General features: G+C 61.5%; 7 protein-coding genes and 1 other RNA gene. 2 read left to right on the top strand and 6 right to left on the bottom strand.

The genetic code is table 11. The features are described from left to right. Nucleotides 1-47 precede the first annotated feature (47 nt). The 6 genes from ffs to IF199_RS09365 all read right to left on the bottom strand — a co-directional run bounded on the left by ffs (nucleotide 48) and on the right by IF199_RS09365 (nucleotide 9211). An RNA gene (ffs, locus tag IF199_RS09390) (signal recognition particle sRNA small type) lies at nucleotides 48-144 on the bottom strand. Nucleotides 145-255: 111 nt separating this feature from the next. Continuing rightward, a complete protein-coding gene (locus IF199_RS09385; RefSeq protein WP_192560180.1) occupies nucleotides 256-1422 on the bottom strand; it encodes a zinc-binding metallopeptidase family protein in 1167 nt (388 codons plus the stop codon). A 68-nt stretch (nucleotides 1423-1490) separates the two neighbouring features. Further along, nucleotides 1491-3848, bottom strand: coding sequence for an NAD-dependent DNA ligase LigA (gene ligA / locus IF199_RS09380; RefSeq protein WP_192560179.1), 2358 nt, complete (start codon nucleotides 3846-3848; stop codon nucleotides 1491-1493). Nucleotides 3849-3934: 86 nt separating this feature from the next. Next, nucleotides 3935-4801 (bottom strand): cell division protein ZipA, encoded by an 867-nt coding sequence (gene zipA / locus IF199_RS09375; RefSeq protein ID WP_096822500.1) that lies wholly within the window; start codon nucleotides 4799-4801, stop codon nucleotides 3935-3937. 259 nt (nucleotides 4802-5060) lie between these two features. After that, a complete protein-coding gene (gene smc / locus IF199_RS09370; RefSeq protein ID WP_192560178.1) occupies nucleotides 5061-8549 on the bottom strand; it encodes a chromosome segregation protein SMC in 3489 nt (1162 codons plus the stop codon). Between the two features lie 2 nt (nucleotides 8550-8551). After that, nucleotides 8552-9211, bottom strand: coding sequence for a GntR family transcriptional regulator (locus IF199_RS09365; RefSeq protein WP_096822502.1), 660 nt, complete (start codon nucleotides 9209-9211; stop codon nucleotides 8552-8554). 266 nt (nucleotides 9212-9477) lie between these two features. On the opposite strand from IF199_RS09365, the gene xdhA reads away from it, so the two are divergent. Beyond that, the gene (gene xdhA, locus IF199_RS09360; RefSeq protein ID WP_192560177.1) at nucleotides 9478-10932 is read left to right on the top strand and encodes a xanthine dehydrogenase small subunit; all 1455 of its coding nucleotides are present in this window, start codon (nucleotides 9478-9480) and stop codon (nucleotides 10930-10932) included. Then, complete coding sequence (xdhB, locus tag IF199_RS09355) at nucleotides 10925-13324, top strand: xanthine dehydrogenase molybdopterin binding subunit (protein ID WP_192560176.1); 2400 nt, start codon at nucleotides 10925-10927, stop codon at nucleotides 13322-13324. Before xdhA ends, xdhB begins: the two co-directional genes overlap by 8 nt. Nucleotides 13325-13371 lie beyond the last annotated feature (47 nt).

The raw sequence follows: 13371 nt of genomic DNA, 5'->3' as shown, positions 1-13371 counted from the left end.
CCCATGCAGTTCGGTGTTGAATCGTTCGATGTTCGTTAAGGTGGTAACCCTACCAGCCACACCCCGGCACACAATGTTCCCGCTGTGGCTGCTGCCTTCCGGCTCTGACCAGGTTCACGGGTAATCGTTGCGGGGGGACCGATAGGGTCACCATAACGACGCTCACCTGTCGGCGAGCCGCGCCATTGTACCTATCTGAGACGAAGTTACAACCGCTGGTTGTAGATAAAAAATATGAAGGGCTTCAAGCACTTGCTATTGCGCCTGAAGCACCTCGTCGGCCCGGCCGCCCTCTTGCTGGATCACCAGATGAATGAAGTGCAGCTTGGCGATCGCCGCAGGCGGCAGCACAAAGGGATAGAAATCCGGCTGGCCCATGCTGCGCGACAGTTCGTTGAGCATGCCGGCCAGTTCGATCCACGCGTTGACGAATGACAGGAACGCTGCGCCGCCGGGATGTTCGGGGTCGTACAGCGTGCTCGACGGAAACGGCTGGTAATCGAGGTCCATTTCCCGGGCGCTCATGCCGAAACCCAGCGCCGTGTCCACCGCGTCCATCATGTGCAGGTAATGCGCCCACGTTTCCGCCCAGTCTTCCCACGGGTGCATGGTGGCGTAGGCACTGACGTAATGCTGCGACCAGTCCGCCGACGCGCCCTGTTGATAATGCCGCTCCAGCGCCTCGGCATAACTGGCGCGCTCGTCGCCGAACAGGTTGCGGAACGAACCCAGCCAAGGGCCGTTGTCGATCAGCCGATCCCAGTAGTAATGCCCGACCTCATGGCGAAAATGCCCGAGCAGCGTGCGATAGGGTTCGTGCATCTGCGCCCGAACCTGCTCGCGGTGGGCGTCGTCGGCCTCTGCGATATCGAGGGTGATCAGGCCGTTGGCGTGGCCGGTCATCGGCGCGTTGCCTTCCAGATCGACACCGATGAAATCGAACGCCAGGCCGGTGTCTTCGTCGACGGTTTTCGGGATGACCGGCAGGCCGAGGCTGATCAGTTGTGCGACCAGTCGGCGCTTGGCGATTTCCACCTTGCGCCAGCGTTCGGGGTTTTCCGGGACGGACAGATCGGGGATGGTGCGATTCAGATCGCAAGCCGCGCACAGGGTGTCGTGATCGCTGGCGGGCAGCAGCCAGTTGCAGGCCGCCGGGGTATCGAGGTTGGCGCAGCGCCGGAACAGGCCGGCCTCGGGATCGGCATCCAGCGTCCAGGTGCCCTCAAACGGCCCCGGTTGCAGCGACGTCAGCCGACCGTGTTCCGGTTGATAACCCAGCGCCGCGTTGCAAGCCAGGCACTGACTGTTGCGAAAGAACAACGACTGGCCGCAACGGCACGGCCAGACTTTGCTGTTGCGTGAAGATTCGCCCATGAACGGCGCGACGATGCGGGAACTGAGCTGCTCGAAAAAGCGGTACATGGCGATCTCTCCCTGGGGCTTGCCAAGACTAGATCATTCCCGCGAGTTGATCGTTCCCACGCGTTTCGTCAGGCGGAAATACCGTGCCCTTTCAGGAACGCGATAAACGCCTCTTCGTCCATGACCTTCACGCCCAGCTCGTTGGCCTTGGTGAGTTTCGACCCTGCGCCCGGCCCGGCAACCACACAATGGGTCTTGGCCGACACCGAACCGGCGACCTTGGCGCCGAGGCTTTCCAGGTGTTCCTTGGCGACGTCGCGGCTCATCAGCTCGACCTTGCCGGTCAGCACCCAGGTCTCCCCGGCCAGAGGCAGGCCTTCGACGACTTTCTTCTCGCTCTTCCAGTGCATGCCGAAATCGCGCAATTGTTTCTCGGCACTTTCAGCCAGTTGCCGATGTTCAGGCGATTCAAAAAACTCACGCACCGAATTGGCCTGTTTCTCCGGCAATGCCTGGCGCATGTCCAGCCAGTCAGCGTTCATCACCCCTTCCAGCGATTCGAACTTGTCCGCCAGCTTCTGCGCCCCGCCCGGCCCGACCGAAGGAATGTGCAACTTATCGAGGAAACCGCCCAGCGTTGTACTCGCGGCAAACTCGGCGCCCAGCTCACCCTGATCCTGAATCTGCAAACCGTGACCCAGCAGCTCGGTGATTACTTGCTGGTTGTGCGCATCTTCAAAGAAGCTGTGAATCTCGTGCGCCACTTCCAGGCCGATGTCCGGCAGGTACGTCAGCACTTGTGGCAAGGCTTGCTGGACGCGCTCCAGCGACCCCAGCGAGCGCGCCAGCACCTTGGCCGTCTCCTCGCCGACATCCGGGATACCCAGCGCATAAATGAACCGCGCGAGACCCGGCTTCTTGCTGTCTTCGATGGCGGCCAGCAACTTGTTGCTCGACACCTCGGCAAAGCCTTCCAGATCGACGATGTCGTCGAACTTCAGCGCGTAGAGATCGGCCGGCGAACTGACCAGACCTTCGTCCACCAACTGCTCGACGCTCTTGTCGCCGAGGCCTTCGATGTCCATCGCGCGGCGCGATACGAAGTGGATGATCGCCTGCTTCAGTTGCGCACCGCAGGCCAGTCGGCCGACGCAGCGGTACACCGCACCTTCGCTGATGGTCTCCTTGCCTTTGCTGCGTTTGACCAGTTGCGTGCGCTCGACGTGGGAGCCACAGACCGGGCAGCTCTCAGGGATATGCACGGGGCGCGCATCTTCCGGGCGGCGCTCGATGACCACTTGCACCACTTGCGGAATCACATCACCGGCGCGGCGAATGATCACCGTATCGCCGATCATCAGGCCCAGCCGGGCGACTTCGTCCATGTTGTGCAACGTGGCGTTGGCCACGGTGACGCCGGCAACCTTGACCGGTTTCAACCGCGCCACAGGCGTGACCGCGCCAGTGCGGCCAACCTGGAATTCCACATCGAGCAGCTCGGTGAGTTCTTCCATGGCCGGGAATTTGTGGGCGATGGCCCAGCGCGGCTCGCGGGCGCGGAAGCCCAGTTCGCGCTGGTCGGCAATGCTGTTGACCTTGAACACCACGCCGTCGATTTCATAGGCCAGCGAGTTACGGCGCTCACCGATATCGCGGTAGTAATCCAGGCATTCGCCGATGCCCTTGGCCAGTTTCAATTCGTGGCTGATCGGCATGCCCCAGGCTTGCAGTTGCTTGAGGTTGCCGATGTGGGTGTCGGCGATGTCGTTGGACACCTGACCGATGCCGTAGCAGCAGAATTCCAGCGGACGGTTGGCGGTGATCTTCGAATCCAGCTGACGCAGGCTACCGGCGGCGGCGTTGCGCGGGTTGGCGAAGGTCTTGCCGCCGACTTCCAGTTGCGAGGCGTTCAGGCGTTCGAAACCGGCCTTGGACATGAACACTTCACCGCGCACTTCCAACGTCGCCGGCCAGCCTTCGCCGTGAAGCTTCAGCGGGATGTTGCGCACGGTGCGCACGTTGACGCTGATGTCTTCGCCGGTGGTACCGTCGCCGCGCGTGGCGCCGCGTACCAGCACGCCGTCCTGATACAGCAGGCTGACCGCCAGGCCATCGAGTTTCGGCTCGCAGCTGTATTCCACCGCCGCACCACCACCGAACAGATCGCCGGCCGGCAGGTCCAGACCTTCGGTCACCCGACGGTCAAACTCGCGCATGTCGGTTTCTTCGAAGGCGTTGCCGAGGCTGAGCATCGGCACTTCGTGACGCACCTGGGTGAACGCGGTCAGCGCCACGCTGCCGACGCGCTGGGTCGGCGAGTCGCTGGTGATCAGTTCCGGGTTGGCCGCTTCCAGCGCCTTGAGCTCGTGGAACAACCGGTCGTACTCGGCATCCGGAATACTCGGCTCATCGAGGACGTGGTAACGGTAGTTGTGCTGATCGAGTTCAGCACGCAGCTCTAGAATGCGGGTTTCGGCGGCAGTCATGGGTGTTCTCTCATAAAGCAAAAGAGCAGCCGAGGCTGCTCAATCTATTTGCCGATTGCCTCTTTATCGCGAGGCAACCTTTTCAATCAACGCTTCTGGGTCAGGGCGCGACGTTCGAATTCGACGATGCGCTGACGGTAGTGCTCGATGGTTTGCGCGGTCAGGACGCTGCGCTGGTCATCTTTCAATTCGCCGTTCAGTTCCTGGGACAGCTTGCGTGCTGCCGCGACCATCACGTCGAAGGCCTGCTTCGGATGACGCGGGCCTGGCAGGCCGAGGAAGAAGCTCACCGCCGGGGTGCTGAAATGGTCGATGTCGTCCAGATCGAAGATGCCCGGCTTGACCGCGTTGGCCATGGAGAACAGCACTTCGCCGTTGCCGGCCATGCTTTCGTGACGGTGGAAGATATCCATCTCGCCGAAACGCAGACCGCTTTCCAGAATGTTCTGCAACAGTGCCGGGCCTTTGAAGCCGGCCGGGTCGCGGCAGATCACGCTGATGACCAATACTTCTTCGGCTTGCGGCTGATCTTTATCGGCAACTGCCGGCGACGCCTTGGCGACCGGCTCGATGAAATCATCGTCACGGCTGCTGAAGCTCGGACCGCCGTCCAGGTCCAGATCGAGGTTCAGGTCGCCCTGGGCCGGACCGTTGCTGCCGCGCTTGCCGCGCTTGGAAGCGGATTCGCGAGGCTCGCGTGCTTCGCGGGCCGGCATGCTCACCGATGGCAGGTCGTGCTCGTCCAGTTGCGGCTCTTTATGGTTGTCCAGTACGCGGGCCGGGCCCAACAGCTCAGCGCTGGTGTCCTCGTCCGGCAGGTTGGACAGACTTCGGTCAAGACGGAATTTCAGTTTTCCCTTGCCGCCGCGCATACGGCGCCAGCCATCGAAAAGAATACCGGCTATCACAATGATGCCGATGACGATCAGCCACTCGCGCAGACCGATTTCCATGTAATCCCGTGCCTCTATAAAAAATGCTGAAAAATAAGGGGTTTACACTGTGCAAACCGCTTTAAAACGTGGCGCCAACTCTATGTTCTGACAGGCGTTTTGCCCACGTATACGAAAAATTGACATTAAACTAGCACGACCAAAGACAACTTTACACCGTCTGTCTCATTGGCTTGCGCGAATATGTCGATTGGCCAGCAAGTCGGAGCTGGTAAAAAAGTCCTACAACCTTCAAATACCTTTCCGACACTGCGCCGGCTCAGGCATCCACCATCGCCATCGCCTCCTCGACATCCACGGCTACCAGTCGCGAACAACCCGGCTCGTGCATCGTTACACCCATCAACTGCTCGGCCATTTCCATGGCGATCTTGTTGTGGGTGATATAGATGAACTGCACGGTCTGCGACATCTCTTTGACCAATCGTGCGTAGCGTCCAACGTTAGCGTCATCCAGTGGCGCGTCAACCTCATCGAGCATGCAGAACGGCGCCGGGTTCAACTTGAAGATCGCAAAAACCAGTGCCAGTGCGGTCAGGGCTTTTTCGCCGCCGGACAGCAAATGGATGGTGCTGTTCTTCTTCCCGGGCGGCTGCGCCATGATCGTCACCCCTGTATCGAGTAGATCTTCGCCCGTCAGTTCCAAATACGCGCGCCCGCCACCGAAAACTTTCGGGAAAAGCGCCTGTAAACCGCCATTGATCTGATCAAAGGTATCTTTGAAACGGTTACGGGTTTCCTTGTCGATCTTGCGGATGACGTTTTCCAGGGTCTCCAGGGCTTCGACCAGATCGGCGTCCTGTGCATCCAGATAACGTTTACGCTCGGATTGTTGCGTGTATTCGTCGATCGCCGCGAGGTTGATCGCACCCAGACGCTGAATGCGCGCGGCGATGCGTTCAAGTTCCTCTTCGGCCTCTTTCTCGCTGGACTCGGCGGTCAGGGTATTGAGCACGCCGTGCAGATCGTAGCCGTCTTCCAGCAGTTGATCCTGCAGGGCCTTGCGGCGCACGGTCAGGGCTTGCCATTCCATGCGTTGCTGTTCGAGCTGGCCACGGATCAATTGCGATTGCTGTTCGGCCTGGGTCCGGCGTTTTTCCGCATCGCGCAGTTCACGGTCGGCGTCTTCCAGGGCGATCTGGGCGGTCTTGAGTTCATCGTCAACGCTCATGCGCTTGTCGAGCAATTCTTCAAGCTTGAGGCGCAGCTCTTCCAGCGGCGCCTCGCCCTCCTCCAGATTCAGACTGAGCTGTTCACGTTTTTCGGTGAGGCGCTCGGCCTGCATTTCCAGACGCTCGAGGGCCTGGCGGGTCGAGTCGTGTTGTGCGCGCAATGAGCCAAGGCGCACGGCCAATTGATGCGCGTGATCCTTGTGCTGACGCGCTTCCTGACGCACCCGGTCGAGGCGTTCGCGCAGGCTGTCGCGCTGGGCCAGCAGCAACTCGCGCTGCTCGGTGTCGAGGGCCATGGCGTCGAGGGCGTCCTGCAACTGGATCCGCGCTTCGCCGATATTTTCGTGTTCCAGCTCGCGCTGCTCGGCGAGCTCGACCAACTCGTCATCGAGACGGGTACGACGCAGGGTCAACTGTTCGGCCTTGGCTTTGCCGGCGGACAGTTGAGCTTTCAATTCACCTTGCTGACGGGCTTCGTCCTGCAGCAAACGACGCAGATGTTCGCGACCGTTTTCCTGCTGACGCTGTTGCGCGCGCAGGGTCTGTAAACGGGTTTCCATGGCCTCGACCGTGGCTTCACGCTCTTCGCGTTCCAGATGCAGCGATTCGATTTCCTGCCCGCGTGCGAGCATGCCGCTTTCGGCTTCGCTGGCGCGGCGTACCCGCAGAAAATGCCGGCCGACCCAGTAACCGTCGCGGCTGATCAGGCTCTGCCCGGTAGCCAGTTGGCCGCGCAAGGCCAGCGCCTGTTCAAGGCTGTCGACCGGTTTGACCTGAGCGAGCCATGGCGACAAATCAACCTGCGCCTCGACCTTGTCCAGCAGGCTGCCGGGCACGCGCACGCCGTCACTGCCGGGGCTGAGCAAACGCAGATCGCCCTGGGCGAAACCGGACAAATCGAAGCCGTCGAAATCATCCACCAGCACCGCTTGCAGGTCGGCACCGAGCACGGTTTCCACCGCCAGCTCCCAACCGGCCTCGACCTTCAGGCCTTCGGCCAGACGCGGACGCTCGGCGAGGTTGTGTTCTTTCAGCCATTCGGCGGTGCCGGTGCCCGGATCGAGCGCGGCCTGCTGCAAGGCTTCGAGGGAGGCGAGGCGACCGTTGAGGCGCTGCAAATCGCCCTGCGCCTGCTGCTGCGCGGTCAACGCCTGTTGCAATTCCTGGCGCAGTTGCTCGAGTTTTTCGACCTGGGCTTCTTCGCTGGTCTGCAAATCTTCAAGGGTGGCTTCGGACTCGGCGAGCTGTTCGCTGAGTTCCATGATCGCCGCGTCCTCAGGGTCTGCCGAGAGCAACGCCCGCTCTTCGCCCAGACGCTTTTGCCGATCGGCCAGGCGCTCCATGCTGGTTTCCAGCTGCTGGATCCGCGACTGCTGCACTTCGGCCTGACGGCGCGGTTCGGCGGCGGTCAGGTTGAAGGTGTCCCACTGCTCCTGCCAGCCGTGCATCACGGTTTCGGAATCTTCCAGCGCAGCGGCGGCTTCTTCAGCGGCGGCGTTGGTGATTTCCTGCTCAGGGGTCAGTTGATCGAGCTCTTCGCCGAGGGTCAGCAGCAAGGTACGGTCGTGGCCCAGGTGCGATTCGGTTTCGAGGCGCGCGCGCTCGGCTTCTTTCAGATCGTCCTGCAATTGGCGCAAGCGTTGCTGACCGTGCTGGATGCTCTGCTCGACCCGGGCGATGTCGCCGCCGACCGAATAGAAGCGCCCTTGCACCAGATTGAAGCGCTCGGACAAGTCATGGTGACCGTCGCGCAGGCGTTCAATGGCGGCGTCGGCGTTGCGTTGCTCGGCGACCAGCGCTTCAAAGCTGATTTCCTGGTTGCCGATGATCGACTCGCGCTGGCCGACCTGATCGTTCAGATCCTGCCAGCGCAGGGCCGACAGTTGCGCCTTGAGCTGGCGCTCTTCAGCCTTGAATTCCTGATACTTCTTGGCGGCCTCGGCCTGGCGGTGCAAGCGTTCGAGTTGGCGCTCGAGTTCTTCGCGCAGGTCGGTCAGACGGGCAAGGTTTTCGTGGGTGCGGCGGATGCGGTTTTCGGTCTCACGCCGGCGCTCTTTGTACTTGGAGATGCCGGCGGCTTCTTCGATGAAGTTGCGCAGGTCTTCGGGCTTGGACTCGATCAGCTTGGAGATCATCCCCTGCTCGATGATCGAGTAGCTGCGCGGGCCGAGGCCGGTGCCGAGGAAGATGTCGGTGATGTCACGACGACGGCATTTGGCGCCGTTGAGGTAATAAGTCGTCTGGCTGTCGCGGGTCACTTTGCGGCGGATCGAAATTTCCGCATAAGCAGCCCACTCGCCCAGCAGCGTGCCGTCGGAGTTGTCGAACACCAGTTCGATGCTCGCCTGGCTCACCGGTTTGCGGCTGGTCGAGCCGTTGAAGATGACGTCGGTCATCGACTCGCCGCGCAGGTTCTTGGCCGAGCTTTCGCCCATCACCCAGCGCACGGCGTCGATGATGTTCGACTTGCCGCAACCGTTCGGCCCGACGACCGCCGCCATGTTGCTGGGGAAGTTCACCGTGGTCGGGTCGACGAAGGATTTGAACCCCGCCAGTTTGATGCACTTGAGCCGCAAGGTCAGGCAACCGTCAGGGCGGACACCACCAGATCGCAGCTGCGCTGGGCGTAAGCCGTCAGCACGATGCGGATCTGCGGCAGGTCACGGGCGAGGACGGCGGCCAGCAAGCGCTCGAACAGTTCGAGGAACTCGCTCATCTCGGCCTTGCGCTGTTCCAGCGCGAGGAAGTACGCACGGCTCATGGCCGGCTGCAGGTTCTCGACGGTTTCCTGCAGGTACGGGTTGTTGGCAAACGGATACGCGGCACGCATCACGTTGAAGCTGTCGTCGACGAAGGTACGGATGTCCTGACGCTCGTAGCTGGCGCTCAGACGCTGCTGGATCTGCACGAACGGCGCCATGTCGGCCTGGACTTGCCAGCCGTTGGCCACTGCGTTGCCGAGCAGGATGTACAGCTCGCTCATCAACGTGCACAGGCTCTGCACCTTGTGCGCCGTAAGCTCGGTGACGTGGGCGCCGCGACGCGGCAGGATCGCGATCAGGTGACGGCGCTCGAGGATCAGCAAGGCTTCGCGGACCGAGCCGCGGCTGACGTTCAGCGCCAGCGTGACCTTCTGTTCCTGGATACGCTCTCCCGGCTTCATTTCGCCGCGAATGATCCGTTCGGCGAGGTGGTGAGCGATTTGCTCGGCGAGGCTGTCCGGCGCCTTGAACGTCATGGTTGTCCTTCAAACTCTTCGATCTGCACAAGCGGCGCAGTGTAGCGCAATGCGCGTTCATGGCGGAGTGCCCGCACAGCGGTTTTTGGCACGAATCCCGCAAAAAAGCGCTTGATCCAATGAGGGTCAATACTGAATAGACACGTTGTCGAGCGACAAAATGGTTTTTCCTGACCTTTAAGTCAGAAAACCATTGACCGAAAAGTCAGACCTGCTAAATTCGGCTCAAGTCGCTTAACAACAATAATGAGTCTGCGAGGCCTTCCGTGATCCAGTTTTTACTCAACCAGGAACTCCGTAGCGAGCACGCCCTGGACCCGAACCTGACTGTGCTCAACTACCTGCGCGAACACGTGGGCAAATCCGGCACCAAAGAAGGCTGCGCCAGCGGTGACTGCGGCGCGTGCACGGTGGTGGTCGGCGAGTTGCAGACGGATGACGATGGCCGCGAACACATTCGCTATCGCAGCCTCAACTCGTGCCTGACGTTCGTTTCGTCGCTGCACGGCAAACAATTGATCAGCGTCGAAGACCTCAAGCACAAGGGCGAACTGCACAGCGTGCAGAAAGCCATGGTCGAGTGCCACGGTTCGCAGTGCGGTTTCTGCACCCCCGGCTTCGTGATGTCGCTGTTCGCCCTGCAAAAGAACAGCGATGCACCGGACCATGCCAAGGCCCACGAAGCGCTGGCCGGCAACCTTTGCCGCTGCACCGGCTACCGGCCGATCCTGGCCGCTGCCGAACAATCCTGCTGCGGCAAGCAACCGGACCAGTTCGACGCCCGGGAAGCGGAAACCATCGCTCGCCTCAAAGCCATTGCCCCGACATCCATCGGCGAACTCAACAGCGGTGACAAACGCTGCCTGGTGCCGCTGACCGTAGCCGATCTGGCCGATCTCTACGACGCTTATCCACAGGCCCGGCTATTGGCCGGCGGCACCGATCTGGCGCTGGAAGTCACGCAGTTCCACCGCACCCTGCCGGTGATGATCTACGTCGGCAACGTCGCTGAAATGAAGCGCATCGAGACCTTCGAAGACCGCATCGAAATCGGCGCCGCCACTGCCCTCTCCGACTGCTACGAAGCGTTGAACGCCGAATACCCGGACTTCGGCGAACTGCTGCACCGTTTCGCCTCTCTGCAGATCCGCAACCAGGGCACCCTCGGCGGCAACATCGGCAACGCTTCGCCGATTGGTGATTCGCCACCGCTGCTGATCGCCCTCGGCGCGCAGATCGTGCTGTGCAAGGGCGAGACCCGGCGCACGCTGAACCTGGAAGATTACTTCATCGATTACCGGGTCACCGCGCGTCAGGAAAGCGAGTTCATCGAAAAAATCATCGTCCCTCGCGCCACGGCCGAGCAGCGCTTCCGCGCCTACAAAGTCTCCAAGCGCCTGGACGACGACATCTCTGCCGTCTGCGCCGCGTTCAACCTGCGCGTCGAAAACGGTGTGATCACCGACGCCCGTGTCGCCTTCGGCGGCATGGCCGCGATCCCGAAACGCGCCGCTCACTGCGAAGCCGTGCTGCTCGGCCAGCCGTTCAACAACGCTGTGGTCGAACGTGCCTGCACCGCGCTGGGCGAGGATTTCACCCCGCTCTCGGACTTCCGCGCCAGCAAGGAATACCGCCTGCTCAGCGCGCAGAACCTGCTGCGCAAATACTTCATCGAACTGCAAACACCGCACATCGAGACTCGGGTGACCGCTTATGTCTAACCATCACGGCGTAGAGAAAACTCAAGCTGAACTGGCTGAACTGTTCGCCAAAGACCTGACCACCGGTGTTGGCCGCAGCGTCAAGCACGACAGCGCCGCCAAGCATGTGTCCGGTGAAGCGCAGTACATCGATGACCGGCTCGAATTCCCGAACCAGTTGCACGTTTACGCGCGGCTGTCGGATCGCGCCCACGCGAAAATCATCAGCATCGACACCAAACCCTGCTACGCCTTCGAAGGCGTGCGCATCGCCATCACCCACGAAGACGTGCCGGGCCTGAAAGATATCGGCCCGCTGCTGCCGGGCGATCCGCTGCTGGCCATCGATGACGTGCAGTTCGTCGGTCAACCGGTGCTAGCCGTGGCCGCCAAGGATCTGGAAACCGCACGCAAAGCAGCCATGGCCGCGATCATCGAATACGAAGATCTGGAGCCGGTGCTGGACGTGGTCGAAGCCCTTCGCAAACGCCACTTCGTGCTCGACAGCCACACCCATCAGCGCGGCGATTCGACCACCGCACTGGCCACGGCTGAACATCGCATTCAAGGCACGCTGCACATTGGCGGCCAGGAACACTTTTATCTGGAGACCCAGATCTCCTCGGTGATGCCGACCGAAGACGGCGGCATGATCGTCTACTGCTCGACGCAGAACCCCACCGAAGTGCAGAAACTGGTGGCCGAAGTCCTCGACGTTTCGATGAACAAAATCGTCGTCGACATGCGCCGCATGGGCGGTGGTTTCGGCGGCAAGGAGACTCAGGCCGCGAGCCCGGCGTGTCTGTGTGCGGTGATCGCGCACCTCACCGGCCAGCCGACCAAGATGCGCCTGCCGCGCGTCGAAGACATGCTGATGACCGGCAAGCGCCACCCGTTCTACGTCGAGTACGACGTCGGCTTCGACAGCTCCGGACGCCTGCACGGGATCGCGATGGATCTGGCCGGCAACTGCGGCTGCTCGCCTGACCTGTCGGCCTCGATTGTCGACCGGGCGATGTTCCACTCGGACAACTCGTACTACCTGGGCGACGCGACCATCAACGGTCACCGCTGCAAGACCAACACCGCGTCGAACACCGCGTACCGTGGTTTCGGCGGCCCGCAAGGGATGGTCGCGATCGAAGAAGTGATGGACGCCATCGCCCGTCACCTGAACCTCGATCCGCTGGCCGTGCGCAAGGCCAACTACTACGGCAAGACCGAACGCAACGTCACCCATTACTACCAGACCGTCGAGCACAACATGCTCAAGGAAATGACCGCCGAGCTGGAAGAAAGCAGCCAGTACGCCGAGCGCCGCGAAGCGATCCGTCGCTACAACGCCAACAGCCCGATCCTGAAGAAAGGCCTGGCGCTGACCCCGGTGAAATTCGGCATTTCCTTCACCGCCAGTTTCCTCAACCAGGCAGGTGCCCTGGTGCACGTCTACACCGACGGCAGCATCCACCTGAACCACGGCGGCACGGAAATGGGCCAGGGTCTGAACACCAAAGTCGCGCAGGTCGTGGCCGAAGTGTTCCAAGTCGAAATGGACCGCGTGCAGATCACCGCGACCAACACCGACAAGGTGCCGAACACTTCGCCGACGGCGGCCTCCAGCGGTGCCGACCTCAACGGTAAAGCCGCACAGAATGCAGCAGAAATCATCAAGCAACGCCTGGTCGAATTCGCCGCGCGGCACTACAAAGTCAGCGAAGAAGACGTGGAATTCCACAACGGCCACGTGCGGGTTCGTGACCACATCCTGACCTTCGAAGCGCTGATCCATCTGGCGTATTTCAATCAGGTGTCGCTGTCGAGCACCGGGTTCTACAAGACCCCGAAAATCTACTACGACCGCAGCCAGGCCCGTGGCCGGCCGTTCTACTACTTCGCCTTCGGCGCGGCGTGTTGCGAGGTGATCGTCGACACCCTGACCGGCGAGTACAAGATGCTGCGTACCGACATCCTCCACGACGTCGGCGCCTCGCTGAACCCGGCCATCGACATCGGTCAGGTCGAGGGCGGTTTCGTCCAGGGCATGGGCTGGCTGACCATGGAAGAACTGGTGTGGAACAACAAGGGCAAGCTGATGACCAACGGCCCGGCCAGCTACAAGATCCCGGCCGTGGCGGACATGCCGCTGGACCTGCGGGTGAAGCTGGTGGAAAACCGCAAGAACCCGGAAGACACGGTGTTCCATTCCAAGGCTGTGGGTGAGCCGCCGTTCATGCTCGGCATCGCCGCGTGGTGTGCGATCAAGGATGCGGTGGCCAGCCTCGGCGACTACAAGCATCAGCCGAAGATCGACGCGCCGGCGACCCCGGAGCGGGTGTTGTGGGGTTGCGAGCAGATGCGTCAGCTCAAAGCGGTGAAAGCCGTCGAGGCTGAAACCGAGTTGGCCCCACTGTAAGGACCGAGGCGCGGCCATCGCTGGCTTGCCAGCGATGAGGCCCGAAC

The organism is Pseudomonas allokribbensis, from assembly GCF_014863605.1.
In the GTDB taxonomy this organism is placed as follows: Bacteria; Pseudomonadota; Gammaproteobacteria; order Pseudomonadales; family Pseudomonadaceae; genus Aquipseudomonas; species Aquipseudomonas allokribbensis.
This window is presented reverse-complemented; position numbering and strand designations above follow the sequence as displayed.